The 25,067-nt window shown below is 70.5% G+C and carries 23 protein-coding genes; 11 read left to right on the plus strand and 12 right to left on the minus strand.

Translation table 11 applies throughout. The features are described 5' to 3' along the window. Positions 1-39 precede the first annotated feature (39 nt). The gene (locus ACIG5F_RS38560; protein WP_396524991.1) at positions 40-774 is read right to left on the minus strand and encodes a glutaminyl-peptide cyclotransferase; all 735 of its coding nucleotides are present in this window, start codon (positions 772-774) and stop codon (positions 40-42) included. Positions 775-794: 20 nt separating this feature from the next. Further along, the gene (locus ACIG5F_RS38565; protein WP_396524992.1) at positions 795-1,841 is read right to left on the minus strand and encodes an inosamine-phosphate amidinotransferase 1; all 1,047 of its coding nucleotides are present in this window, start codon (positions 1,839-1,841) and stop codon (positions 795-797) included. Between the two features lie 308 nt (positions 1,842-2,149). Between ACIG5F_RS38565 and ACIG5F_RS38570 the strand changes: the two genes are divergently transcribed. Continuing rightward, entirely contained in the window at positions 2,150-3,271 is a 1,122-nt protein-coding gene (locus ACIG5F_RS38570; protein ID WP_396524993.1) for a cytochrome P450, read from the plus strand. Between the two features lie 7 nt (positions 3,272-3,278). Here the strand turns inward: ACIG5F_RS38570 and ACIG5F_RS38575 are convergent, their stop codons facing one another. Genes ACIG5F_RS38575 through ACIG5F_RS38585 form a run of 3 tightly spaced genes read right to left on the minus strand, consistent with a single transcriptional unit; the run spans position 3,279 to position 6,544 of the window. Continuing rightward, positions 3,279-4,694, minus strand: a complete 1,416-nt coding sequence (locus ACIG5F_RS38575) for an amidase (protein WP_396524994.1) — start codon at positions 4,692-4,694, stop codon at positions 3,279-3,281. Positions 4,695-4,713: 19 nt separating this feature from the next. Beyond that, complete coding sequence (locus ACIG5F_RS38580; RefSeq protein ID WP_396524995.1) at positions 4,714-6,156, minus strand: ABC transporter substrate-binding protein; 1,443 nt, start codon at positions 6,154-6,156, stop codon at positions 4,714-4,716. Positions 6,157-6,205: 49 nt separating this feature from the next. Continuing rightward, entirely contained in the window at positions 6,206-6,544 is a 339-nt protein-coding gene (locus ACIG5F_RS38585) for an ArsR/SmtB family transcription factor (RefSeq protein ID WP_396524996.1), read from the minus strand. 174 nt (positions 6,545-6,718) lie between these two features. Between ACIG5F_RS38585 and ACIG5F_RS38590 the strand changes: the two genes are divergently transcribed. Next, on the plus strand, positions 6,719-6,979 hold the full coding sequence (locus ACIG5F_RS38590) for a hypothetical protein (protein ID WP_396524997.1): 261 nt from the start codon (positions 6,719-6,721) through the stop codon (positions 6,977-6,979). Between the two features lie 144 nt (positions 6,980-7,123). Beyond that, positions 7,124-7,777, plus strand: coding sequence for a barstar family protein (locus ACIG5F_RS38595; RefSeq protein WP_396524999.1), 654 nt, complete (start codon positions 7,124-7,126; stop codon positions 7,775-7,777). Between the two features lie 2 nt (positions 7,778-7,779). On the opposite strand, the gene ACIG5F_RS38600 is transcribed toward ACIG5F_RS38595, so the two are convergent. From ACIG5F_RS38600 to ACIG5F_RS38610, 3 genes are read right to left on the minus strand one after another with little or no spacing between them, the layout of a single operon-like run. After that, the gene (locus ACIG5F_RS38600; protein WP_396525000.1) at positions 7,780-8,157 is read right to left on the minus strand and encodes a RidA family protein; all 378 of its coding nucleotides are present in this window, start codon (positions 8,155-8,157) and stop codon (positions 7,780-7,782) included. Continuing rightward, the gene (locus ACIG5F_RS38605) at positions 8,144-8,908 is read right to left on the minus strand and encodes an IclR family transcriptional regulator (RefSeq protein WP_396525001.1); all 765 of its coding nucleotides are present in this window, start codon (positions 8,906-8,908) and stop codon (positions 8,144-8,146) included. Before ACIG5F_RS38605 ends, ACIG5F_RS38600 begins: the two co-directional genes overlap by 14 nt. Positions 8,909-8,957: 49 nt before the next feature. Further along, positions 8,958-9,923, minus strand: coding sequence for a sugar kinase (locus ACIG5F_RS38610; protein WP_396525002.1), 966 nt, complete (start codon positions 9,921-9,923; stop codon positions 8,958-8,960). A gap of 129 nt (positions 9,924-10,052) precedes the next feature. Between ACIG5F_RS38610 and ACIG5F_RS38615 the strand changes: the two genes are divergently transcribed. From ACIG5F_RS38615 to ACIG5F_RS38630, 4 genes are read left to right on the plus strand one after another with little or no spacing between them, the layout of a single operon-like run. Then, on the plus strand, positions 10,053-11,324 hold the full coding sequence (locus tag ACIG5F_RS38615; protein WP_396525080.1) for an amino acid deaminase: 1,272 nt from the start codon (positions 10,053-10,055) through the stop codon (positions 11,322-11,324). After that, positions 11,324-12,907, plus strand: coding sequence for an amidohydrolase family protein (locus ACIG5F_RS38620; protein ID WP_396525003.1), 1,584 nt, complete (start codon positions 11,324-11,326; stop codon positions 12,905-12,907). The genes ACIG5F_RS38615 and ACIG5F_RS38620 overlap by 1 nt, the downstream gene beginning before the upstream one ends. After that, complete coding sequence (locus tag ACIG5F_RS38625; RefSeq protein WP_396525004.1) at positions 12,904-14,304, plus strand: GntP family permease; 1,401 nt, start codon at positions 12,904-12,906, stop codon at positions 14,302-14,304. The genes ACIG5F_RS38620 and ACIG5F_RS38625 overlap by 4 nt, the downstream gene beginning before the upstream one ends. Positions 14,305-14,361: 57 nt before the next feature. Continuing rightward, complete coding sequence (locus ACIG5F_RS38630) at positions 14,362-15,942, plus strand: AMP-binding protein (protein WP_396525005.1); 1,581 nt, start codon at positions 14,362-14,364, stop codon at positions 15,940-15,942. Between the two features lie 90 nt (positions 15,943-16,032). On the opposite strand, the gene ACIG5F_RS38635 is transcribed toward ACIG5F_RS38630, so the two are convergent. The 3 genes from ACIG5F_RS38635 to ACIG5F_RS38645 all read right to left on the minus strand — a co-directional run bounded on the left by ACIG5F_RS38635 (position 16,033) and on the right by ACIG5F_RS38645 (position 18,053). After that, the gene (locus ACIG5F_RS38635) at positions 16,033-16,740 is read right to left on the minus strand and encodes an anti-sigma factor family protein (RefSeq protein ID WP_396525006.1); all 708 of its coding nucleotides are present in this window, start codon (positions 16,738-16,740) and stop codon (positions 16,033-16,035) included. After that, positions 16,737-17,282, minus strand: coding sequence for a sigma-70 family RNA polymerase sigma factor (locus tag ACIG5F_RS38640; protein ID WP_396525081.1), 546 nt, complete (start codon positions 17,280-17,282; stop codon positions 16,737-16,739). Before ACIG5F_RS38640 ends, ACIG5F_RS38635 begins: the two co-directional genes overlap by 4 nt. A gap of 174 nt (positions 17,283-17,456) precedes the next feature. Next, positions 17,457-18,053, minus strand: a complete 597-nt coding sequence (locus ACIG5F_RS38645) for a hypothetical protein (protein ID WP_396525007.1) — start codon at positions 18,051-18,053, stop codon at positions 17,457-17,459. 109 nt (positions 18,054-18,162) lie between these two features. Here ACIG5F_RS38645 and ACIG5F_RS38650 point away from each other — a divergent pair, with 109 nt between their 5' ends. Further along, on the plus strand, positions 18,163-19,308 hold the full coding sequence (locus tag ACIG5F_RS38650; RefSeq protein WP_396525009.1) for a hypothetical protein: 1,146 nt from the start codon (positions 18,163-18,165) through the stop codon (positions 19,306-19,308). Positions 19,309-19,402: 94 nt separating this feature from the next. Further along, on the plus strand, positions 19,403-20,257 hold the full coding sequence (locus ACIG5F_RS38655) for a C1 family peptidase (RefSeq protein WP_396525011.1): 855 nt from the start codon (positions 19,403-19,405) through the stop codon (positions 20,255-20,257). Between the two features lie 71 nt (positions 20,258-20,328). Here the strand turns inward: ACIG5F_RS38655 and uvrA are convergent, their stop codons facing one another. Beyond that, on the minus strand, positions 20,329-23,190 hold the full coding sequence (uvrA, locus tag ACIG5F_RS38660) for an excinuclease ABC subunit UvrA (protein WP_396525012.1): 2,862 nt from the start codon (positions 23,188-23,190) through the stop codon (positions 20,329-20,331). Positions 23,191-23,382: 192 nt separating this feature from the next. Between uvrA and ACIG5F_RS38665 the strand changes: the two genes are divergently transcribed. Together ACIG5F_RS38665 and ACIG5F_RS38670 are read left to right on the plus strand one after the other, a co-directional pair. Next, positions 23,383-24,162: a maleylpyruvate isomerase family mycothiol-dependent enzyme gene (locus ACIG5F_RS38665; protein WP_396525013.1), complete on the plus strand. Its 780-nt coding sequence runs from the start codon at positions 23,383-23,385 to the stop codon at positions 24,160-24,162. A 59-nt stretch (positions 24,163-24,221) separates the two neighbouring features. Further along, on the plus strand, positions 24,222-24,899 hold the full coding sequence (locus ACIG5F_RS38670; RefSeq protein WP_396525014.1) for an MBL fold metallo-hydrolase: 678 nt from the start codon (positions 24,222-24,224) through the stop codon (positions 24,897-24,899). Positions 24,900-25,067 lie beyond the last annotated feature (168 nt).

Consider the following 25,067-nt stretch of genomic DNA (forward strand, 5'->3'; position numbering starts at 1 on the left):
CCGGACGGTCGCGACCCTAGCAAGAGAAAAACAATCAGGTCAAGGCGATCCGCAAACGAACTCAACCTCATGGATCTCCGGCCAGAGCTTCCCCGCGACAAAGATCTTCCCCTCATTGCGGTCATAAGCGACACCGTTCAGCACGGCACCACCCGGCCGGTTCCCGCCGGCGTAAGGGTCGAGACCTGACAGGTCCATCCAGGCGATGACGGCACCAGTGGCGAGATCGATCCGGGCGATGCGGTCGGTGTCGAGGATGTTCGCGTAGAGATCGTCGCCGATCATCTGGAGCTCGTTCACATCACGCACGGGAACGCCGGCGCTGGTGACCCGGACCAGCGGCCGCTGAACGAGAGCGTCGGGATCGAGCCAGTAGAGCTGGTCGGTTCCGTCACTCATGATCAGCCGGTTTCCGTCGGACGCCAGACCCCATCCCTCGGTGTCGTACTCAAACTCCGAGACCACCGAGAGGTCGTTCCGACGGCACACGAAACCCCGGTGCTGACGCCAGGTCAACTGGACTATCCGGTCGGCGCCGACCAGCGCTATACCCTCTGCCCACAGTGAGTCGTCCAACCGGCGTCTGGCCAGCACCCGCCCGCTCGCCGGCTCCACCTTACGCAGCTCGGACCGACCGTACTCACCGACGCTCTCGTAGAAGAACCCGTTGTGGCGGATCAGCCCCTGAGTGAATGCCTCGGGATCATGCGGATACGAACGGACCACGCGATAGCCGCAGACCGAAGGAATCCTCAGCGACTCGCCTATCGACATCAAAGCCCCCTTCGACGCTCCTACCGATAGGTCTCGAGCGTGCCGGTCCGGCGCACGTCAAGCGAGGCGCAGTGGAAGGAGCCGCCCAGAGTCCGCGAATGGGTGAGCCGCTGGGACAGAACCTCCACCCCTCGCCGCTCCAGCGCCCCGATCAGGTCGACCTGCCGGTCGTCGACAATGGCCACCCCTGGCCGGACGACCAGCAGGTTCATCCCGATCCACGGGGAGCAGTAAGCGAAGTCGCCGACGTAGCCGGTGTCGACCGGCTCCGGGCACCAGACCTTGTCCCAGCCGCGAAGGAACTCCGGCAGGTTGTCCTCCTTGACCCGCGCCGGGTTCAGCAGCACCAACCCGGGACGCAGCGGCGCGACGGTGGAGTCGACGTGCGTGGAGGCGTACAGGTCGTGCGCGGCATGCACGGTGTACCGGTCGCCGAGCACCATCTGGAGCCACTGCGCGCCACGCTGGTTCCCGCTGTCGGAGACCAGGTACAGGATGTCGGTGCCGAAACGCAGGACGTTGGCGGCATCGAACACCGGCTCGTACTCGCCCAACCGCTTTCCCGGTTCGGCGGTCCAGTCGAACATCGCATCTGCCAGTCGCGGTTTCGGGGCGGACAGCCACCGCGCGCCGGAGTCGAAGTACTCCAGCAGCAGGTCCTTGTAGGCGTACGGCTCAAGAAAGCGGGACCGCTGCACCATCGGGGTCTCGATGACGGTGTCCCCGATGGCCAGCAGCACGTCGCGGGGACAGTAGCCGTAGAAGCCGGTCGTGTGCCAGTCCGGGGTGCTGATCACCGCAGAGTAATCGACGTATTCCGGCCGCCGCACCGTCACGCCGAGATCGACCAGCGTGGCCGAAAGCGCCTCCAGGTCGTCCCTCGTCTCATCGACGACGCGCTGCGCCAACGGACCCGGCGGCGGGATCTTTCCCGCCGTGCCGTCCTCGGCCGAGAAATCTACGGTGAACGGATTTTCCTCGGAAATCGGCGCGCGGGCACCTTCGATGGACCCGATGATGACCTCTTCCAACGGGTCCCACTCGTTGTGGACGTCAACAAGACTCACGGATGAGAGCCCTTTCTCCCGGCTGCCACAAGCCTCGGCGCAGCCGGCACTCTACCGGCGACGCCATCCGATCAAAGATGATACGCATCACCCGGCAGCGTAGGCACGCCGGGGACCGGCTCGCGAGAGGCAAATTCAACGCCAAGATCGACCGAACAACGTGGTTGCGAGGCGAACGGCCGCCGTCTAGCATGGCGGGAGTCTGGGTGTGTCGCCGTGGGGGGGAAACTATGGCCAAAGGACAGATTCCGCATGTCCTACCGTCGTCATGGCCACCCCGACTGGACTCCGACCCCATTTTCGCGCGGTTGCAGCGCGATGAGCCGCTGGCCCGGATAACGCTTCCCTATGGCGGTGACGGCTGGCTCGTCACGCGCCACGAGGACGCCAAAGTCGTGTCCTCCGATCCACGATTCGCCCGGAACTTCCCGGTTACCGAGAAAACCCCGCGGGTCACCGCGACCCCGCGCCGCGATGAGACGATCGGCGGCATGGACGCCCCGCAGCACACGCGGCTGCGCGGGCTGGTGGCCAAGGCCTTCACCGCCCGGCGGATCGAGCAGCTCCGGCCTCGGGCTCAGGAGGTCGTAGACGCGGCCCTGGACGGCATGGCGCACGCCGGCCCGCCCGCGGACCTGGTGCGCCATCTGGCCCTGCCGCTGCCTATCACCATGATCTGCGAGATGCTCGGGGCTCCGATGTCCGACCGGGCCCACTTCCAGCACTGGTCGACCGTCCTGGTCTCCAGCACCGCCTACAGCGCCGAGGAGTTGGACCGGGCGGTGGCGGAGATCCGCGGGTACATCGCCGAGCTGGTCGCGTGCCGGCGGAACGGCCGTCATGACGACCTGCTGGCCGACCTGGTCGCTGCCCGCGACAACGAGGACCGGCTCACGGAGGAAGAGCTCATAACCTTCGGCGTGACGCTGCTGATCGCCGGTTACGAAACCACGGCCAACCAGCTGGCCAACTTCGTCTACACCCTGCTGACCCACCCGGACCAGCTGCGCCGCCTGCTCAACGATCCCGGCCTGGTGCCGTCCGCCGTCGAGGAGCTACTGCGGTTCGTCCCGCTCGGTGGCGGCGTCGGCCGGACCCGTGTGGCCACAGCGGACGTGCAGCTGCCCAGCGGCACTGTCCGGGCCGGGGAGGCGGTGTTCATCGCCGGCGCGCAGACCAACCTGGACGACCGGGTCTTCCGCAACGCCGCCGAGTTGGACGTGGGTCGCGACCCCAACCCGCATCTCACCTTCGGGCACGGGCCGCACTTCTGCCTCGGCGCCCACTCGGCCCGGATGCAGCTCCAGGTGGCGCTCGGCTCGCTGCTGGCCCGCTTTCCCAAGATCCGTCTGGCCGTTCCGGTCGAGGACGTGCCGTGGAAGGGCGGGCTGCTGATGCGTGGCCCAGTGGAGCTTCCGATCGTGTGGTAGTGGTCGTTCACAGGGGTGGGCGGCGGAGGTGCCAGGGGGTGGCCGACTGGTAGGCGTGGGCGACGGCGGCGAGCAGGGTTTCGCCGTGGGCGGGGCCGATGAGCTGGGCGCCGATGGGCAGGCCGGACTCGGTGGCCCCGGACGGGAAGGCGATGGCCGGCAGGCCGGTGAGGCTGGCCGGGAACATGAAGGCGGTCAGCACGGCCAGCAGGGGCACGTCGTCAAGGGACTCGGTGCCGTGGGGCAGGTCGGGGATGGGCGAGGACGGCGCCAGCAGCACGTCTACGGTGTTGAGCACGCCGGTGACCTGCTGGATCAGGCGGCGGCGGGCCCGCTGGGCGACGACGTAGTCCTCGGCCGGGAGGTCGAGGCCGAGCTCCAGGAAGGCCTGGACGTCGGGGGTGAAGGGCGAGCCGGCCAGGTGTTCGCGGTAGATCTGGGCGGCCTCCCGGAAGACCATCACCGAGGACACGGCGCCGAAGACCTCGGGCCCGGGCAGGGTGACGGGCACGATGGTCGCGCCGAGGTCGGCGAGCACGTCGGCGACGCCGTCCATGGCGGCGAGCACGTCGGGCCGGGCGGGGCCGAGGAAAGAGTCGGTGGGCACGCCGACGCGCAGCCCGGGGACGGACCACATCTTGCCGAGCGCGTGCAGGGGGTCGCCGCTGGTCAGGCCGGTCAGCACGCGTAGCAGAAGCAGGGCGTCGCGGGCGTCCCGGGCCATCGGGCCGACGACGTCGTGGGACCAGGCCAGCGGCCGCACGCCGTCGATCGGCACCAGGCCGAAGGTGGGCTTGATGGCGGTGGTGCCGCAGAACGAGGACGGCAGCCGCAGCGAGCCGCCGGTGTCGGTGCCGAGTGCCGCGGCGACGTTCCCGGCGGCCAGGGCGGCGGCGGAACCGCCGGAGGAGCCGGAGGTCATCTTCGCGGGGTCCCACGGGTTGTGGGTCTGGGGCGTGGAAACGCCGTAGGCGATCTCGTGGGTAGTGGTCTTGCCGATCACGATGCCGCCGGCGTCGGTCACCCGGGTGACGACCGTGGCGTCGGTGGTGGCGGGCTTGGTGAACACGGTGGTGCCGGCGGCGGTGACCGTGCCGGCGACGTCGATGAGGTCCTTCACGCCGACCGGCACGCCGTGCAGCAGCGCGGAGGGCCGACCGGTCAGGGCGGCGGCCTGCTCGCGGGCCCGGTCGGCGGCGACGGAGACGAAGGCGTGCACGGTCGGCTCGGTGGCCTCGATCCGGGCCAGGCAGGACTCGACCAGCTCCAGCGGCGTCAACGCGCCGTCGTGAATGGCGCAGGCGGCGTCGACCAGGCCCAGCTGCCACGGCTCCACGGCGTCCTGCGGAAGATCAGCAGCGCGGACGGCGTCAACCGCCGCCGTGACGAACGGCTGCGCCCATTCCCGGCGCGAATGGCTCATGACAGTGATCAAACTGGTGTCAGTCGATCCCGGCAAGACCCTGCTCGGCCCGGATCCGAAAGCCCCCGGCCACGGCCTCGGCCAGATAGAGCGGCTGTCGAAGCCGGCCGGTCGAGGTCACGGTCACCGGCCCGCGCGGGCCGGTGAAACTGACCCCCGGCAGGGCCCCGACCAACGACGCCGGCTCGATGGTGCCGGCCGTCCGGGCGCCGCGGGCGTACAGGTGGATGCCCTCGTACACGGACTCGGTGACGCTGGAGACCGGCGGCGCGGACGGCCCGTAGGCGGCGCGGTAGCGGGCCAGGAAATCGCGGTTCTCCGTGGTGGGCAGGTCCATGAAGTAGCCGAGCACCGACCACATGCCCTCGGCCGCCTGGTCGCCGATGTGGTCGCGGGTGGCCTCGTCCAGCAGCGCCCCGAAGCTGCGGACCTGCTGGCGCAGGCCGGCCGCGTGCAGCTGCCGTTCGAACGCGGCGGCGTCCCCGCCGACCAGGCAGTTGACCACCAGCTCGGCCTTGGAGTCCACGATCGACTCCAGCACCTCGTCGAAGTCGGTGGTGCTGAGCGGGACGTAGCGCTCGCCGAGCACCTTGCCGTGCTCGTCGTCGACGACCACCCGGGAGCAGGCCCCGACCGCCCGTGGCCAGACGTAGTCGTTGCCGATCACGTACCAGCCCCTGCCGCCGTGCTCCCGCATCATCGCCGGCACCGCTCGGCGCAGCTGGTCGCCCGGCACCTCGCCCCAGCGGAACAGCCGGCCCGCCGGCTTCCCGCCCTCGTTGACCGGCGTGTAGAAGTACGGCAGCCCGACCCGCCGCGCGTACGGGCGGACGGCGTCCAGGGTGGCCGAGGTGTGCACGGCGATCACCATGTCCACGTGGTGGCGCAGGTGCAGTCGCTTGAGCTCGCTCAGGCCGGTGGCCGGGCTGGTGGCGTCGTCGCCGACGACCAGCCGCAGCGGCATGCCGAGCACGCCGCCGTCGGCGTTGACCTCGTCGACGGCCAGCCGGGCGCAGTTCTCCACCGCCGGTCCGAACACGCCGGCGCTGCCGTGGTAGCTGGTGAGCAGGCCGATCCGGATGACGTCCTCGTCCGGGTCGTCGGCGAGGTCGCCGCCGAGCAGGCGGGCCAGCGGGGCGATGCTGCCGTCCTCGATCGAGGTGACCAGGCGGACCCGGGTGCCGGCCCCGTCCGGCTCGAAGTCGATGATCACGCGGCCGCGCCACGGGGTCTCGTGCCGCAGCACGATGCGCTGGCCGGGCAGGACGCGGTGGACGCGGGCGATGCCGGCCAGCGGCACGCCGCCGACCGGGAAGGCGACCCGGACCGCTCGGCCCGGGCGCAGGTCCTCGACCTTCGCCTCGAACGTCCAGTCGGCCCACCGGCCGCCGCCGAAGGCGGCGTAGGCCGCGTCGCGGGGGGCCGGCACCGTCACCTCGGCGGTGAACAGGATGTCGGCCATGCGCGCTCCCCGGGTATCCGACCAGGTCGCGCGAGCGTACCGGTGTTGATCATCGCCCGGTCAGCCGGATGGGTTGCTCCACCCGATGGTATGACTGATGGCGATGAGTCGTGACTAAGCGTGACAGGACGGACACCGCGTCCTCGACCGGACTGGTCCGCAGGGAGTACATCCGGAACCGGCCCTGCCGGCGCTCCTGGACCAGGCCGGCCTGGCGCAGGATGCGCAGGTGGGTGGACACCGCCGTGCGGCCGATGTGATGGAAGGCCGCCGCGATCTGAGAGGCCGTCAGCTCCGGGTGCTCGGACAGCAGGCGCAGCACCGCCCGCCGGCTCGGATCGGCCAACGCGCCGAACGTCGCCGACTCCGTGTCCCTCGACTCGTGCACGCGCGCCCTCCCGTACCGTACGGACCTACTACCGGCCTTACGGCTGCGCGCCGTGAGCAGTTCATCCACAACGTTCCGGCCAAGTTCACTCGATCGGGTTGCCGGAAAGCGCTTTCCGCCTACAATGTAGACGGTAAGACGCATTCCGAGTCCGCCGCCACGGGAGGGAACGCGATGCCCGAGATCTTCGTCGCCCGGCTGCGCCCGGAATTCGCCCGGGGCGAGCGCGACCGCTGCTGCCACCTGTTCCCGGCGCCGCCGGCCGGCGCCGTGCCCAAGATCCTGCACGCCTACTGCGGCCAGCAGATCGCCCCCGGCCAGGCCGAGCTGATGGACCGCCCCCGCGGCATGCCCTGCGTGACCTGCATGCTGCTCTCCCCCGCCGACAGCGAGACCCTGCCCGTGACCGGAGTGGACCTCCTGGGCATCGCGTAACGCCAGGGCCCACCCGCTCGATCTCACCTAGCTGTGCCCGAGATCGAGATGGGGGGATCTGCCGTGTGGCAACTGTGGGGAAACTATCCGACGGGCGGCTCCGTCGAGGGCGAGCTTTGGGGGACCTGCCTCGAGGTCGACGGGATGTTCATCGACCCGGCCCGGCCCGAACAGCCGGTGCGGATGCTCGGCCTCCGGCCGATAGGGCCGCTGGCCGGCACGCTCCGCGCACGGAAGAAGACGTTCGGCCGGATCGAGTTGCGGCCCGGCCAGTGGATGTTCGACCTAGACGTCACCGACGTGCGGCCGTCACTGCTGGGCGATGACCTGCTCGATGTCACGGTCAAGGGCGGCATGCACCATCCCGCGCCGCTGTCGGCGAAGCCCATCTGGGACATGTGGGTGGCCGGCGGCCCGGACACGAGGAACCTGTGGACCCCGCTGGACACGGCGAAGCGGAACGAATGGATGCGGGCGGCGCTGTTCATGCGGCAACCCGGAGACGATCACGAGCCCGGCCGCACCTATCACCTGGACGGCCGCCACGTGACCGACACGCCCGGCTTCTTCTGCGCCCTCGGTGAGGCGGTCAACGGCCCCGGCGGCTACTTCGGGTGGAACGCGGACGCGGTCATCGACTGCTGCCGCGGGCACTGGGGCGCTCGGACGCCGTTCACGCTGGTGTGGCACGACTGGCAGGTGGCGGGCCGCCACCTGCCAGTCGAACCGACGCGCTATCGACGAATCGATTGGGTGGAACTGCTCCGCGACGGCGGAGTCACCGTCATGCTGGACTGACCTCAGTCGACGACGGCGAGGGCGTCGATCTCCACCAGGAGGCCGGCGGGCAGGCCGACGTAGACGGTGGTGCGGGCCGGGAAGGGCTCCTTCACGAACTCGCCGTAGGCCTCGTTCATCTCGCCGAAGTGCGCGGTGTCGGTGAGGTAGACGCGCAGCATGATGACGTCGTCGAGGCTGGCGCCGGCGGCGGCCAGCACGGCGTTGACGTTGCGCAGGGCCTGGCGGGTCTGCTCGGCGACGGTGTCGGCGACGATCGCGCCGGAAGCGTCGAAGGCGACCTGCCCGGCGACCTGAAGCAGGTTGCCCTTGCGGACCCCCTGGGAAAACGCGGCCACCGGGGTGGGCGCCTCGGACGTCCTGATCTCAACCTTGGCCACCGGCCATCCTTTCGTCTCCAGTCCAGCCGCACTCGGTCGAGGCGGCAGCCGCGGTCGCCAGCAACCGCGGCACGAGGGCGATCAGCCCGTCGTAGTCGAGGAAAACCTTGGGCACGGACAGCGACACCGCGGCGATGACCTGACCCCGCTGGCCCCGCACGGGCGCGGCGACGCAGTGGATGAAGTCCTCGTGCTCGGAGTTGTCCACGGCGTAGCCCCGCTGGCGCACCAGGGCCAGCTCGGCCAGGTAGTCGGCGGGGGTGGTGATGGTGTTGGCGGTCAGCCGCGGGTACTCCATGCCGGCGGCGATCTCCGGGGCCTCGGGCCGCTCGGCCAGCAGCACCTTGGCCACGGCGGTGCAGTGCAGCGGGGCCCGCCGCCCGATGCGCGAGTACATGCGCACGGGGTGGGTGCTGTCGTACTTGTCGATGTAGACGACCTCGCCGTCCTCGTAGCTGGCGAGGTGCACGGTATGGCCGGTCTCCAGGTTGAGGTCCCGCAGCGCGGACTCGGCGGCCCGCCGCACGTCGAGGTCGTCCAGAGCCCGGTTGGCCAGGTCGAACAGCGCCGTGCCGAGGCGGTAGTGCCGCACGCCCTCGCGTTGCACGAACCGGTGCTCCTCCAGGGTTCGCAGCAGCCGCAGCACGGTCGACTTGTGCACGTCGATCACGGCCGCGAGCTCGTCGAGCGTCTTGCGGCCGTCGGCCATGGCCCGCAGCAAGGTGAGCCCACGGTCCAGGCTCTGACTCACAGGCCCTCCTCGGTGGCGCTCGGAGCGCCTGCGGCCAGGGACGCAGTGCTCACGGCAAAATCACTCCCCCGGCGGTCACGTAGGCCCCGGACCAGGTGGCGTCGTCGGCGTCGAGCAGCTTGGCCACGACGTCCTCGGGCAGCGGTTCCCCCAGGTCCTCGGCGGTGAGCAGCACGCCGGCGGCGGTGAGGTGCCCGCGGCGCAGCCGCCGCCGCACGGACTCGCCGTTGAGGTCGGCGGCCAGGAAGCCGGCGGCGAAGGCGTCGCCGGCGCCGACCGGCTCGACCACGTCGACCTTCAGCGCGGACTCGAAGACGGGCTCGGAATCGGTGAGCAAGGTGGCCCCGCGGGCCCCGTGCTTGACCACGATCTCGGCCGGATTCGGCAGCAGGGAACGGATGTCCTCGACCGCGGAGACGCCCCAGACCGCCTCGGCCTCGTCGTCGCCGACGAACACGATGTCGGCCCGGTCGGCCAGCTCCCGCAGCACGCCCTTGTCCAGCTCGGTCCACAGCGCCGGCCGCCAGTTGACGTCGAACGACACCCGCAGCGGCAGCGCCAGCACGGCCCAGAGCAGGTCGAGGCAGCTCGACGAGAGGGCGGCGGTGATCCCGCTGATGTGCACCAGGGCGGTCTTGCCCGCGCCCACGGTGGCCAGCAGCTCGGGCCCCATGCCGGAGGCCGCGGAACCGCGCCGGTAGTAGCGCACGGGGCTGCCGTCGGCGCTGGCCTCCTTGACGTACAGGCCGGTCGGCCGCACCGGGTCGGTCCGCACATCGGTCACGTCGACGCCGACGCCGGCGATGCGGTCGCGGACGGCCCGGCCCAGCGAGTCGTCGCCGAGGGCGCTGACCCAGCGGGCGTGGAAGCCGGCCCGGGCGAGGTGACTGGCCACATTGGACTCCGCGCCGCCGACGCTGAGCGTCCACGCCCGCGCCTCGTGCACCGGCCCCGGTTGCGCCGGCACGAACAACGCCATGGACTCACCGAGGCAGACGACCTCTTGGCGCTCCATCGGCACCCCCTCCGAGGGTCGCAGGTTCGTTGACGGCGGCTGTCGGGAATGCTACACACCAACGAATCACATTGCGCAACTACCGTTGCATATTTTGCAACAGGTGGAACGGGGTGGGCAGTGAGCTCGATCAATGCCGACGCGGTGGCCGCGCTGCGGGCGGACCAGGTCGACTGGCGGTTCAAGGGCATGCCGTCCTGGACCCACGGCACGACCGTCGGCGAGCTGGCCAAGACCGGCCTCGACCTGTTCGATGGCGGCTTCGTCGGCCCGCTGGTGGTGCTGGACGAACCGGCCATGGACCACAACATCCGCGTGATGGCCGACTGGTGCGCCTCGGTCGGTCTGGCGCTGGCCCCGCACGGCAAGACGACCATGGCCCCGCAGCTGTTCCAGCGCCAGTTCGACGCCGGCGCGTGGGGCCTGACCACGGCCAACGTCAGCCAGCTGCGGGTGTACCGGGCGTTCGGCGTGTCCCGGATCCTGATGGCCAACGAGCTGGTGGACCCGTTCGCGCTGCGCTGGCTGGCCAACGAGCTGGCCACGGATCCCACGTTCGAGTTCACCTGCTGGGTGGATTCGGTCGAGGGCGTGGCCCGGATGACCGAGGCGCTGACGCACCCGGTCGACGTGATCCTGGAGCTGGGCGGGCCGTCCGGCCGCACCGGCGTGCGGTCGCTGGCGGACGCCGTCGAGATCGCCGAGGCGGTGCGCAAGAGCCCGGTGCTGCGGCTGGTCGGGGCCGGCGGCTACGAGGGCGCGCTGGCCCACGGCACCGAGGACGACGAGCTGGCCAAGATCGACACGTACATGTCGCGGCTGCGTGAGCTGATCGCCAAGTTGGCTGCGGGCGGCCATTTCGACGGTGTGGAGCAGGTGATCGCCACCGCCGGCGGCAGCGCCTACTTCGACCAGGTCGCCGAGGGGCTGACCCAGCCGTGGCCGGACGGGCTGCCGGTGCTGGGCGTGCTGCGCAGCGGCTCGTACCTGATCCACGACGACGGCCTGTACCGGCGCATGTCCCCCTTCTCCCGCAAGCACCGGCTGCCCGGCGGCGAGCCGTTCCGGCCGGCCATGCACGCGTGGTCGCAGGTCACCTCGCACCCGGAGCCGGGGCTGGCCCTGCTCACCATGGGCCGACGCGACGTCTCGTACGACCAGGAACTGCCGGAGCCGCAACAGGTTCGCCACCTCGACGGGTCCACAGAGGACTTGACCGGGGCCTCGGTCAGCGACCTCAACGACCAGCACGCCTATCTGCGGCTGGGTGCGCAGCAGGTCGAGGTCGGCGAGTGGGTCCGGTGCGGGCTCTCGCATCCGTGCACGGTGTTCGACAAGTGGCAATTGCTGCCGCTGGTCAACGGCACCCGGGTGGTCGACCTGATCAGGACGTTCTTCTGATGGACATCGTGTTCCGTGGGGCGACGGTCGTCGACGGGACCGGCGCCCCGGGCCGGATCGCCGACGTCGGCGTGGCCGAGGGGCGGATCGCCGAGATCGGCCCGCGGGTCACCGGCGGCCGGGTGATCGACGCCCACGGTCTGGTGCTGTGTCCGGGTTTCATCGACATGCACTCGCACTCCGACCTCCAGGTGCTGGCCAGTCCCGATCACCTGGCCAAGGTGTCGCAGGGCGTCACCTGCGAGGTGCTCGGCCAGGACGGGCTGTCCTACGCGCCGGTGGACGACGAGGTGCTGGCCACCCTGCGCAAGCAGCTGGCCGGCTGGAACGACGACCCGCCCGGCTTCGACTGGGACTGGCGCTCGGTCGGCGAGTACCTGGACCGGCTGGACCGGGGCATCGCCGTGAACGCGGCCTACCTGGTCCCACAGGGCACCGTGCGGATGCTGCACGTCGGCTGGGACGACCGGCCGGCGACAGAGTCCGAAATGGACGCCATGAAGTCCACTGTGGACACCTCGTTGACCGAGGGCGCGTTCGGCCTGTCGTCGGGATTGACCTACACGCCCGGGATGTACGCCGACACCGGGGAACTCGTGCAGCTGTGCCGGGTCGTCGGCGCGCGCGGCGGCTACTACAGCCCGCACCACCGCAGCTACGGGGCCGGCGCGCTGGAGGCGTACGCCGAGATGGTGGACGTGTCGCAGCGCTCCGGCTGCCCGCTGCACCTGGCTCACGCCACCATGAACTTCCCGGTCAACGAGGGCCGGGCCGGCGAGCTGCTGACGCTGCTGGACCAGGCCATCGAAGCCGGCGCGGACGTCACCCTGGACAGCTACCCGTACCTGCCGGGCGCGACCTACCTGTCGGCGCTGCTGCCGAGCTGGGTGAGCGCGGGCGGGCCGGACGCGGCCGTGGCACGATTGTCCGATGTGGACACCCGGGAGCGGATCCGGGCCGAGATGGAGGAAACCGGCTCGGACGGCAACCACGGCGTGCCGATCGACTGGCGGGCCATCGAGATCAACGGCGTGCGGGGCGCGCACAACGGCCACCTGGTCGGCCGCTCGGTGGCGGAATCGGCGGCGGCCCAAGGGGTCGCGCCGGCGCAGCTGTACTTCGACGTGCTGGTCGACGAGCGGCTGGGCACCTCGTGCCTGATGCACGTGGGCCACGAGGACAACGTGCGCGCGATCATGCGGCACCGCACGCACACCGGCGGCAGCGACGGCCTGCTGGTCGGCGACCGCCCGCATCCGAGGGCATGGGGCACCTTCCCCCGCTACCTCGGCCGGTACGTGCGTGAGCTGGGGGTACTGGGGTTGGAGGAGTGCGTGGCGCACCTGACCGGACGTCCGGCGCGCCGCCTGGGATTGACCGACCGGGGCCTGGTGCGCGAAGGGCTCGCCGCCGACCTCGTGCTGTTCGATCCCCTGTCGATCGCCGACACGGCCACCTTCGAGCAGCCCCGGCAGCGTGCCACCGGGCTGCCGTACGTGCTGGTCAACGGGGTGCCGGTGATCGACGACGACCGGCCCACCGGCGCCGTGCCCGGGGGCTCCCTGCGGAGAGGATCCAAGTGAACTGGCTGCAACATTCGACCGGCGGGCTGCTGCTGCTCGCCGCCGTCGGCATCGCCGTGCTGCTGTTGTTGATCATCCGGTTCAAGACCGAGCCGTTCATCGCGCTCACCGTGGCCGGCCTGCTGGTGGCGCTGGGGGCCGGGCTGCCGGTCTCGGCCATCGTCGGCTCCGCCCAGTCCAGCTCCAAATCCCTGCTGGAGACCGGATTCGGCGGCATCCTCGGGCACATCTCGCTGATCATCGGCCTCGGCACGCTGCTCGGCTCGATCCTGGAGGCCTCCGGCGGCGCCCAGGTGCTCACCGCCGGGCTGCTCAAGGCGTTCGGCGAGAAGCGGGCCCCGCTGGCGATGGGCCTGTCCGGCCTGATCTTCGGCATCCCGGTGTTCTTCGACATCGGCATCTTCGTGCTCGCGCCGCTGGTCTACGTGGCGGCCAAGCGCGGCGGCAAGTCGATCGTGCTGTACGCCCTGCCGCTGCTGGCCGGCCTGTCCATCACGCACGCCTTCCTGCCGCCGCACCCCGGCCCGGTGGCCATCGCCGGCCTGCTGCACATCGACCTGGGCTGGATGATCCTGATGGGCCTGGCCTGCGGCCTCCCGGCCTGGTTCGTCGGCGGCATCCTGTACTCCACGTGGATCGGCAAGCGGATCAACCTGCCGGTGCCGGAGGAGATGCTGGCCGCCGCGCAGAAGGCGGCGCAGGACAGCGGTTCGAACGAGCGCAAGCCCCCGTCGCTGGGCCTGGTCGGCGCCATCATCGGCATTCCGCTGGTGCTCATCCTGTGCGGCACCTTCGGCAGCATCCTGCTGCCCAAGGACTCGCTGGCGCTGGACGTGTTCGCCTTCCTCGGCACGCCCGGCATCGCGCTGACCATCGCCGTGCTGCTGGCGTTCTGGCTGCTCGGCTACCGGCGCGGCATGAGCAAGGAGCAGGCCGGCCAGCTCTCGGCCGCCTCGCTGCGGCCGGTGGCGATGATCCTGCTGGTGGTCGGGGCCGGCGGCTTCTTCGGCGCGGTGCTGGCCGCGACCGGCATCGGCACCGCCCTGTCCGGCTCGCTGCGGGCGGCCGGGCTGCCGGTGATCGTGCTGGTCTACGTGATCAGCTGCGGCCTGCGGCTGGCCCAGGGCTCGGCCACGGTGGCCATCGTGACCACCGGCGGCATCATCGCGCCGCTGCTGCCGGACCTGCACTACTCGCAGCCGCACACCGCCCTGATCGCCATGTCCATCGCCGCCGGCTCGATCATCGCCTCGCACGTCAACGACGGCGGGTTCTGGATCGTGTCCCGGTACTTCGGCATCCCGGTCAAGGAGACCCTGGCCAGCTGGACGGTGCTGGAGACGGTGTTGTCGCTGGTCGGCTTCGCCATGGCGGCGCTGCTGAGCGTGTTCGTCTGACGTGGTCACGGCGGCAGCGCTGAACCGTCAGGGCTGCCGCCGCGTTAACTGTCCTATATGAGCGGGCTGCACGACGTCAGGGTGCTGGCCAGGGCCGGCATGATCACGCCTGCCCACGCGCTGCGCAGCCGGCGGGCGCTGGCCGACGTGCGGCACTGGGGAGCGGTGGTGGGGGCGGCCAAGCTGGCCGCGCGACGGCGGCCGGACGCCACCGGCCTGGTCGACGACCGGGGCGAGCTCACCTTCGCGGAACTGGATCAGCGGTCCAGCGCGCTGGCGAAGTCGTTGCGGGCCAAGGAGATCGGGCCGGACAGCGTGGTCGCTGTGCTGTGCCGGGACCATCGCGGGCCGATCGAGACCCTGCTGGCCTGCGGAAAACTGGGCGCCACCGCCATCCTGCTCGGCACCGGCCTGGCCCCGCCGCAGCTGGCCCGGCTGATCCGCCGCGAACACGCCGACGTGCTGGTGCACGACCAGGAGTTCAGCGGCGTGGTCACCGAACTGGACCCCTCGGTGCGGCGGTTCGTGGCCTGGCGCGACGAGCCCGGGGCCGGCGTGCCCACGCTCGACGAGCTCGTGGCCGACGCCCCCAAGGCACGATTACGGCGCCCACCCGAGGTGTCCAAAGTGGTCCTGCTGACCAGCGGCACCACCGGCGCGCCCAAGGCGGCCCCGCGCAAGATCCGCTCCGGGCTGGCCGCCGCCGACTTCCTGGACCGGATTCCCCTGCGTTCCGGGGAAGCCACGTTCATCGCCGCCCCCGTCTTCCACGGCATCGGCTTCCTGCACGTGGTGCTGGCGCTGGGGCTCGGGTCGACGATGGTGGTGCGGCGGCGGTTCGACGCCCGGCAGACCATGGCCGCCGTCGACCGCTACCGGTGCAGCACGCTCGTGGTCGTGCCGACCATGCTCCAGCGGATCATGGAGCTCGGCGAGCGTGAGCTGTCCGGCTACGACCTGGAGCAGCTGCGGGTCCTGTTCTGCTCCGGCTCCGCCCTGGCCCCCGGACTGGCCACCCAGACCATGGACCGGCTCGGCGACGTGCTCTACAACTTCTACGGCACCACCGAGGTCGCCGTGGCCACCGTCGCCACCCCGTCCGATCTCCGGGCTGCCCCCGGCACCGTCGGGCGCAGCCCGCACAACTGCACCGTGCGCCTCTACGACGTCGACGACCACGAGATCAGCGGGCCCGACCAGGTCGGCCGCATCCTCGTCGGCAGCTCCCTGCGGGCCACCGGCCGGGCCGTGCGCGACGAGGTCGACGGCCTGGTCGACACCGGCGACCTCGGCCACTTCGACGCCGACGGCCGCCTGTTCATCGACGGCCGCGAGGACGACATGATCATCTCCGGCGGCGAGAACGTGTTCCCCGGCGAGGTCGAACACCTGCTCATGACCCACTACCAGGTCCGCGACGCCGCCGTCGTCGGCGTGCCCGACCACCAGTTCGGGCAGCGACTGCGGGCCTACGTCGTCGCCCAGCCCGGCGCCACCCTCAACCCGGCCGAGCTGCGCGAGTTCGTCCGGGTCAGCCTGGCCCGCCACAAGGTCCCCCGCGACGTGGTGATCGTCCCCCGCCTCCCCCGCACCGCCACCGGCAAAGTCATCCGCACCCAGCTCGAATCCACCCCCTGAAAGCTTGGAAGGGGGCTTTCCTCCACTCCGAGTGTAGGAAAGCCCCCTTCCAAGGGGTTGGGGGGTCTTTCCTGGGGTTTGAGCGTGGATTCAGACCGGGGCGTTGACGAGGGTCTGGCCCTGGTCGTTGACCACCGAGACCGAGGCCACGTCGTTGATCGACATCAGCGCGGTGCCGTCCAGGGTGATGGTCTTGCCCGGCGTGGCGTTGGCGCCGACCAGCCAGCCACCGAACTGCTCCTGCACGCCCGACTTGGACGTGACGAAGAGCTTGCAGCGCTGGCCCGGGGCGATGTCGCTGGCCTGGACCTGGACCTTGATCCAGCCGTTGGCCGGGATGACCGTGGCGGCCAGGTGCGCACCGGTGACCGGGTCCACGTTGGCCGAGTGCTTGGTGCCCGAGGGCAGCGGCGTCGCGGTCGGCGCGGCCACGGAGCCGCCGTTGCCCGCTGAGCTCTGGTTGCCGATGACGACCCCGGCCCCGATGCTCAGCGCCACCACGGCGACCAGGCCGGCCGCGGCCAGCGAGCCGCCCCACATGCGCTGGCGGGACGAGATGCCCCGCACCTCACGCAGCGTGCGCTGCAACAGCAGGTCCCCGCCCTCCGGCGGGCCGTCGAGGAACGCCTCCGGCGGGACCTCGCCCAGCTCCTCGTGCAGCAGCCGGAGGTCCTCCAGCTCGCGGCGGCACTCCGGGCAGCTCTCCAGGTGCGCCTCGGTGCTGGCGGTCTCCTCGGGGGAGAGCACGCCGAGGACGTACGCGCCGACAAGCGCCTTGTCGTGCTCGGGAGCGGTCATCGGGTCACCTCCGCCGGCTGCTCGGCCATCGCCGTGCGCAGTGCTTTCAACGCGTAGTGGGATCTGGACTTCACGGTGCCCGGCGGCAGGCCCAACGTCGAGGCCGCCTCGGTCACCGACTTACCACGGTAGTAGATCTCGACCAGCACGTCCCGGTGCTCCGCCGAAAGGGTGTTCAGGGCCGAGAGCACCGCCATCGAGTCGACCACGGTCTGGGCGTGGTCGCGCTGGATCGGCGGCGTGGTCGGCGTCTCCGCGACCTCCGTCGGCCGGACCGCGCGGGCCCGCGCCCGGTCGGTGATGATGTTGCGGGCCACCGTCAGCAGCCAGCCCCGCACCGAGCCCTTCTGGTTGACCATGTCGTCGGCGTGCTTCCACGCCCGCACCAGGGTCTCCTGCACGACGTCCTCGGCCGCCGCCCGGTCCCCGGTCAGTCGCGTCGCGTAGGCGAGCAGACTCCGTCCGTGTTCCTCGTACAGGGATCGGATCAGCGCCTCGTCGCCGGCTTGCCTCCCTCCCCTACGCGACCAGCGTTCTGCGATCCCCACCCGAGTACCTCCACGTTGCTGCGGTCGATTCGCGGTACTGGGTACCAGATCGACCGCGGCGGCGACAGTTCGGGTCGGGCCGGTGAACCACCGGGGCGTCGACGAGACTGCGAGCAGCTGCATCTCATTGCACTTTCGGACGTGGGGGCGCGGGGGATCGGTCAGCACTCAGTAGCCGTAGCCGCCGGCGGTTTCGGAGGTCGTGGTCGGCGCGGCCGGCTTGGAGCTGCCGGAGGTGGCGCCGGCGCCGGTGCCGCTGGTGGGCGCGCCGGCCGCCTTCTTGCCCTGCGGCGTCACGGCGTACCACTTCTGCATCAGGCCCTGGCCCTTGGCGTCGCCGGGGGCGGTGTCCTTGGCGTAGCGGTAGACAGCCCAGCCGTTGATGGTGATCTGCTTGGTGCCGTCCTTGCGCAGGATCACGCCCACCGCGGACTGGTCGATGCCGTCCAGCGTGGCCGTGCTCGAGGTGGCCAGCTCCGGCGGCCAGGTCTGCGCGCACTGGTCGTAGCAGTTGGAGGCCGGCGGGTTGGCCGTGTCGGCGTCGAACCGGTACAGCGTCATGCCGGCCGCGTCGGTGACCACCTGGCCCAGCTGGCCGACCGTGGTCGCCGTCAGCTTCACCTGGTTCGGGTCGGTCGGCTGGTTGGTCTGCTGGGCCTGCCCGCCCGCCGCCGGCGCCTGCGCGCCGTTGCCACCACAGGCGGCAACAGTCGCCAGACCGAATGCTGCGGAGGCTGCCAGCACGATCACGCGGGTCCGGTTCATGGGAGTGTCGCTCCTTCGGTCGACTTGGACACCCCAGAACACGGCAGCGATGCCTGACTGGTTCAGGTAACAGCGGAAGTTTTTTCGCCGACCCCCTACGGTGCACCCCGTGACGAGGACCAACCTGCTCCCCCTGGCCGCCCTCGTGCTGGCTGTCGGCGGCGCGGCCGCCGACGGTGGCCAGCAGAGCGAGCTCGTCGTCTTCGCCGGCGGCCGCCTCGGCGCCGGGGTCGCATGGCTGGACGCCCTGCTCGTGCTGGTTGCCGTGGTCGGCGCCACCGGAGCCGGCCTCGCCTTCGCCCGCCGCTGGCCCGCCCTGCTGCTGGCCGCCGCTCCCCTGGACGTCGTCCTCCTCGTCGCCGCCCTCGATCCCCCGGCCGACCTCCGTCTGCCGCTCGTGGTCGTCGCCACCGCCACCCGCCTGGTCACCCTGCTCGCCGTCCTTTCCGGAGCCCAGGACCTCGGGTTGCCCGCCCTGGCCGGCTTCGCCGTCGGCGGTTACGTCCTCGGCGGCTACCTCCCCGGCGCCCACTGGCTCCTGGCCGCCGGCGCGGTGGGCGGCCTGCTCGCGACGACTGCTCACCGCCCGTCGGCCGGTGATCTTTCCAAGCCCAGCCCTCAGCCGCGTTCGGGCTCTGGCTCCACTGTGGACCGCCGTTCGCTGGCCGTCGGCGTCCTCGCCTCTCTCCTGTCCCTGCTTCCCCTTCTCCTGCAAGGCATCTCGCCCCAGGAGACGCTGGGCCTGGTCGGCTTCGCCTTCGCCGCGGCGGCGGTGATCCTGAGCAGCCTGCTGGGCTGGCGGTCGCTGGCCTGGCTGGCGGCCACGGCCCTGGTGGTGCTGGGCATCGGCCTGCCGATGGGCGTCAACTGGCCGTTGGCGGCGGTGGGGGTGCTGGCCGGCTGCGCATTGTCATTGTTGCCGTATCGGGCGTTCATCGCCGCGGCGCTGTGCCTGCTTTCGGCCTTTGTGGGCGGTTCGCTGCCGGGAGTCGTGTTCGCGGCGCTCGCCTGCGTTGCGGCGTCGGCACTTCCGTCGCTGATCACACGCTCGTCGACACCGGTCGTATTCGGACCGTTGCTCGCCGTGTCGGTCACGGCCGGCGCGGAATTGATTCTCTGGTCATCGGTGACGTTTGCCGGACAACAGGGCGGGGTACTTTTCGGCGACGGACATGTGACGGTCCCTCTGCTGTGCGCCGCGGCGGCGCTGGCCGCGGCGCTGGGAATCGTTGAACGCCGAACGATTAACAGTTAACCCGACCAGACTAAAGTCGCTACTTCACGAGCGTTGCTCACACCTAGTTTTGCCTTTCCAGATCTCCCTGCACCTGATCTGAAAAGGACAGTCCATGAGCAACACGCTCTCGCGCGCCGCGATCGCGCTCGCGGTCGCCGGCGCCGTCGGCGCGATGGCCGCCCCGATCGCCACCGCCGCCCCGGCCCACCCCCTGCTCTCAACAACACAGCACCGGGTCTACGGCGCGCTCCCCTCCCAGCACCGCGTCGCCCACAACCAGGCCCTCGCCGTGCGCGCCACCCCGAACGTGCCGACCAGCGCCTCGCTCGCCCAGTACGCCGTCACCCCCGGCGACCAGGGCCAGGTCGGCTCCTGCGTCTCGTGGGCCATCGACTACTCGGCGATGAGCATCCTGGAGAACGAGCAGGGCATCAGCGGCCACCCGCAGGCCCCGATGTACACCTACGCCCAGCTGGCCCGCGGCAACGACCAGGGCAGCACGCCCTCGGACACGTTCGACATCCTCACCTCGCAGGGCGTCGACACCATGGACCACTACTGGCAGGGCAACTTCGACTACACCACCCAGCCCGACAGCAGCGAGCGCGCCAACGCCGCGAACTGGAAGCTGTCCGGCTACACGCCGATCAGCACCGGCAGCGGCATCAAGGCCGGCGTGCAGTCGGCCATCGCCAAGGGCCTGCCGGTGGCCATCTCGATCCCGGTGTACCAGAGCTTCGAGCGGATCACCCGCTCGCAGGCCGCCGACTACAGCTACTACCCCACCTCGGGCGACCAGTACCTGGGCGGCCACGAGATCACCATCATCGGCTACGACAGCAACGGCGTCCGCGTGCAGAACTCGTGGGGCACCAGCTGGGGCGACAGCGGCTTCATCAACCTGTCCTGGAACTACCTGGCCAACCAGGTCGAGGAGGCCAACGCCGTCGGCAAGCTCGTCCAGTAACTCCCTGATTGCGCTGGGAAGGGGACCTTCCTCCACTCCGAGTGGAGGAAGGTCCCCTTCCTGGCATCGGGTCAGTTCTTCAGGACGTCGCGCAGGAATTCGGCGGTGTAGCTGTTCTTCACCTCGGCGATGTCCTCGGGCGTGCCCTCGGCGATCACCGTGCCGCCGCCGGAACCGCCCTCCGGGCCCATGTCGATGATCCAGTCCGACGTCTTGATCACGTCGAAGTTGTGCTCGATCACGATCACCGTGTTGCCCTTGTCCACCAGGCCCTGGATGACGCCCAACAGCTTGCGGATGTCCTCGAAGTGCAGGCCGGTGGTCGGCTCGTCCAGGATGTAGACGGTCTTGCCGGTGGAGCGCTTCTGCAGCTCGCTGGCCAGCTTCACGCGCTGCGCCTCGCCGCCGGACAGCGTCGGCGCCGGCTGGCCCAGCCGCACGTAGCCCAGGCCCACGTCGACCAGCGTCTTGAGGTGCCGGTAGATCGCGTTGATGGGCTCGAAGAAGCCGGCGGCCTCCTCGATCGGCATGTCCAGCACCTCGGCGATGGTCTTGCCCTTGTAGTGCACCTCCAGGGTCGCCCGGTTGTACCGGGCCCCCTTGCACACCTCGCACGGCACATAGACGTCCGGCAGGAAGTTCATCTCGATCTTGATCGTGCCGTCGCCGGCGCAGGCCTCGCAGCGGCCGCCCTTGACGTTGAACGAGAACCGGCCCGGCTGGTAGCCGCGGACCTTGGCCTCGGTGGTGGAGGCGAACAGCTTGCGGATGTTGTCGAACACGCCGGTGTAGGTGGCCGGGTTGGAGCGCGGGGTGCGGCCGATCGGCGACTGGTCGACCTGCACCAGCTTGTCCACCTGGTCCAAGCCCTTGATCCGGGTGTGCCGGCCCGGCACCTGGCGGGCGCCGTTGAGCTTGTTGGCCAGCACGGTCGCGAGAATGTCGTTGACCAGCGTGGACTTTCCGGAGCCGGACACGCCGGTCACCGAGACCAGGCAGCCCAGCGGGAACGACACGTCGATGCCGCGCAGGTTGTGCTCGCGGGCCCCGACCACGGTCAGCTGCCGCTTCTTGTCCACCGGGCGGCGGATCTCCGGGGTGGCGATCTCCTTGCGGCCGGCCAGGTACGCGCCGGTCATCGACTGCTTGTTGGCCAGCAGCTGCTTGTACGGGCCGCTGTGCACCACCTGGCCGCCGTGCTCGCCGGCGCCCGGGCCGATGTCCACGATCCAGTCCGCGTGCCGGATGGTGTCCTCGTCGTGCTCGACCACGATCAGCGTGTTGCCCAGGTCCCGCAGGCGGGTCAGGGTCTCGATCAGCCGGTGGTTGTCCCGCTGGTGCAGGCCGATCGACGGCTCGTCCAGCACGTAGAGCACGCCGACCAGGCCCGAGCCGATCTGCGTGGCCAGCCGGATGCGCTGCGCCTCACCGCCGGACAGCGTGCCGGCCGCGCGGTCCAGCGACAGGTAGTCCAGGCCGACGTCGAGTAGGAAACGGAGGCGGGCCTGCACCTCCTTGAGCACCGCGCCGGCGATCATCTTCTCGCGCTTGCCCAGCGTCAGGCCGTCCAGGAACTTCGCGCACTCGGCCACGCTGAGCGCGCACACCTCGGCGATGGAGCGGTCGCCCTGGGTCTTGTGGGCCAGCGTGACGGCGAGGATCTCCGGCTTGAGGCGCGTGCCCTGGCAGGCGGGGCAGGGCACCTCCCGCATGTAGCCCTCGTACTTCTCCCGCATGAACTCCGACTCGGTCTGCTCCTGGCGGCGCTCCAGGAACGGGATGACGCCCTCGAAGTTGGCGTAGTAGGAACGCTCACGTCCGTAGCGGTTGCGGTAGCGGACGTGCACCTGCTCGTCGATGCCGTGCAGCACGGCCTTCTGCACCTTGGCCGGCAGTTGCCGCCACGGCGTGTCCATGCGGAAGCCGATCGTGGTGGACAGCGACTCCAGCAGGCGGATGAAGTAGTCCGCGGACTGGCCGCCCTGCCACGGGGCGATAGCCCCCTCGGCCAGCGACAGCTCGTCGTCCGGGACGACCAGCTCCGGGTCGACCTCCTTGCGGGTGCCCAGGCCGGTGCAGACCTGGCAGGCGCCGTACGGGGAGTTGAAGGAGAAGGAGCGGGGCTCCAGGTCCTCGATGGCCAGCGGGTGGGCGTTCGGGCAGGCCAGGCGCTCGGAGAAGCGGCGCTCGCGCTGCGGGTCGTCCTCGGGGAGGTCGACGAAGTCCAGCACCACCAGGCCGTCGGCCAGGCGCAGCGCCGTCTCGACCGAGTCGGTCAGGCGCTGCTTGGAGGCGGGCTTCACGGTGAGCCGGTCGATCACCACCGAGATGTGGTGCTTCTCCTGCTTCTTGAGCTTGGGCGGCTCGTCCGAGAGCAGGTGCACCGCCCCGTCGACCAGGGCGCGGGCGTAGCCCTGGGACTGGAGGTTGGCGAACAGGTCGACGAACTCGCCCTTGCGGCCGCGCACGATCGGGGCCAGCACCTGGAACTTGGTGTTGGCCGGCATGGCCAGCACCTGGTCCACGATCTGCTGCGGGGTCTGCTTGGTGATCGCCTCGCCGCAGACCGGGCAGTGCGGCTTGCCGGCGCGGGCGTAGAGCAGGCGGAGGTAGTCGTAGACCTCGGTGATCGTGCCCACGGTGGACCGCGGGTTGCGGTTGGTGGACTTCTGGTCGATGGAGACCGCGGGCGAGAGGCCTTCGATGAAGTCCACGTCCGGCTTGTCCATCTGGCCGAGGAACTGCCGGGCGTAGGCCGACAGCGACTCGACGTAGCGCCGCTGGCCCTCGGCGAAGATCGTGTCGAATGCCAGGCTCGACTTGCCCGAGCCGGAAAGACCGGTGAACACGATCATGCTGTCGCGGGGCAGGTCGAGGTCGACGCCGCGCAGGTTGTGCTCCCGGGCGCCGCGGACGACGAGGCGGTCAGCCACTGGTTCCCCTCTTCACGCAAGGACGGGCGGACGGTAAAGATCGAAAGTGTGGTCGAGCCCCCATGTTATGCCGAGGGTCCGACAATTTGCGTCGAGGGGCCGGATCCCCAGGTCCAGGGCACTTCCGGTGAGCGGTGGCTGGCCGTAGGCTGGGTTAGGTATCTGATCACGCCGCGACGTCGGGATGAGCTGATGGTCAGTAATACCTCCGCCACGCACACGTCCGAAACCACTGGGGTCACCGTGCCGCCGCAACGGGTCCAGCAGTCCGACGCGGTCCGCGAGGCCGCTGCCGGCCTGGCCGCCGTGGAACAGGCCACCGGCAGACTTCTGCAGGTCGTCGCCGCGATGGACGACGCCGCCGCGCGGGGCGCGAGCGCCCTGCCCGGGTGGACCCGCGGGCATGTGCTGACCCATCTCGCCCGCAACGCCGACGGTCTGGTCAACCTGCTCACGTGGGCCCGCACCGGCGTCGAGCACCCCATGTACGCCAGCAACGCCGACCGGGACATCGACATCGAAGAGGGCGCGCCTCGGTCGCTCTGGCTGCTTGAGCAGGACGTCGTCGCCGCGTGCGGACGGTTCGCCGCGGCCGCCACCGGTCTGGGTGACACCGCCTGGCAGGCCGAGGTGACGATGCGCGGCAACCGGGTCGTGCGGGCGCACCAGATCCCGTGGAAGCGGGTCAGCGAGCTCTGGGTGCACATGATCGACCTCGACATGGGCGTCGACTTCGCCGACGTGCCCACCGAGCTGGCCGAACGCCTCATCGGCGAGGCCCTCGCCCACTACCGCACGCTGCCGTCCAAGCCCGCTTTCCGCCTCACCGTCGGCGCCCGCAGCTGGGAGATCACCGGCGACGGGCCCGTGCGCGAGGTCGGCGGCACCCCCGGCGGCGCACTCGCCTGGGTGACCGGCCGTGGGTCCGCCGGCGTCACCGGCGACGTCCCCGACCTGCCCGCCTGGCTCTGAGATCCACCTCATCGTGTGAACCCTCGGCCGCCCCGGAGGGATCGGCTAAGTTCGCTCCCGTGGACGTTCTCGAGGAGTACACGGGACATGTCGAGCCCAACGGGCCGGCCGCGCGGCGCACCCTGGAGGCCCTGACCATCACCAAGGTGTCGGTCGGGCCCATGGACAACAACGCCTATCTGCTGGTCTGCCGCCGCACCGGCGACGCCCTGCTGATCGACGCCGCCAACGATCCCGCGCGCCTGACCGACCTGCTCGGCCACGACCCCGAGCGGCCCCGCCTCAAAACCGTCGTCACCACCCATCAGCACCCCGACCACTGGCAGGCCCTCGGCGCCGTCGCCGGGGCCAACGGCTCCAACACCGCCGCCCATCCCCTCGACGCCGCGCCCCTCCCCGTGCCCCCCGACTTCCTCGTCGAACACGGCGACACCCTCACCGTCGGCGAGTCCACCCTCGAGGTCATCCACCTCCGCGGCCACACCCCCGGCTCCATCGCCCTGCTCTACCGCGACCCCGCCGGCCACCCCCACCTCTTCACCGGCGACTCCCTCTTCCCCGGCGGCGTCGGGAAGACGTCATCGCCGGAGAACTTCACGTCGCTGCTCAGCGACGTTTCGGAGCGCCTGTTCGACGTGCTGCCGGACGACACCTGGTTCTACCCGGGCCACGGCGACGACTCCACCCTCGGCGAGCAGAAGCCACACCTTGCCGAATGGCGTTCACGCGGCTGGTGAGTAGGCGAGTGGGGCCGTCCACTGTATGCGGCGGCCCCACCCCGCTATCAGTCTTCGTATCGTTTCGTCACGACGAATTCAGTGCCCGCGAGCGGCTCTCCGACGGCGGTCTTCGCCCAGGCAGCCAACACATCGGATTGCCCATCACTACGGTTCAGCAGTCCGACC

It is taken from the genome of Kutzneria sp. NPDC052558 (assembly GCF_044547355.1).
In the GTDB taxonomy this organism is placed as follows: Bacteria; Actinomycetota; Actinomycetes; order Mycobacteriales; family Pseudonocardiaceae; genus Kutzneria.

Coding starts and splice junctions, on each gene's coding strand:
- ACIG5F_RS38645 (WP_396525007.1), bottom strand. CDS start 18,053: ATGAACCGGACCCGCGTGATCGTGCTGGCAGCCTCCGCAGCATTCGGT.
- ACIG5F_RS38665 (WP_396525013.1), top strand. CDS start 23,383: ATGGTCAGTAATACCTCCGCCACGCACACGTCCGAAACCACTGGGGTC.
- ACIG5F_RS38630 (WP_396525005.1), top strand. CDS start 14,362: ATGAGCGGGCTGCACGACGTCAGGGTGCTGGCCAGGGCCGGCATGATC.
- ACIG5F_RS38655 (WP_396525011.1), top strand. CDS start 19,403: ATGAGCAACACGCTCTCGCGCGCCGCGATCGCGCTCGCGGTCGCCGGC.
- ACIG5F_RS38635 (WP_396525006.1), bottom strand. CDS start 16,740: ATGACCGCTCCCGAGCACGACAAGGCGCTTGTCGGCGCGTACGTCCTC.
- ACIG5F_RS38620 (WP_396525003.1), top strand. CDS start 11,324: ATGGACATCGTGTTCCGTGGGGCGACGGTCGTCGACGGGACCGGCGCC.
- ACIG5F_RS38575 (WP_396524994.1), bottom strand. CDS start 4,694: ATGAGCCATTCGCGCCGGGAATGGGCGCAGCCGTTCGTCACGGCGGCG.
- ACIG5F_RS38610 (WP_396525002.1), bottom strand. CDS start 9,923: ATGGAGCGCCAAGAGGTCGTCTGCCTCGGTGAGTCCATGGCGTTGTTC.
- ACIG5F_RS38560 (WP_396524991.1), bottom strand. CDS start 774: ATGTCGATAGGCGAGTCGCTGAGGATTCCTTCGGTCTGCGGCTATCGC.
- ACIG5F_RS38580 (WP_396524995.1), bottom strand. CDS start 6,156: ATGGCCGACATCCTGTTCACCGCCGAGGTGACGGTGCCGGCCCCCCGC.
- ACIG5F_RS38590 (WP_396524997.1), top strand. CDS start 6,719: ATGCCCGAGATCTTCGTCGCCCGGCTGCGCCCGGAATTCGCCCGGGGC.
- ACIG5F_RS38595 (WP_396524999.1), top strand. CDS start 7,124: ATGTTCATCGACCCGGCCCGGCCCGAACAGCCGGTGCGGATGCTCGGC.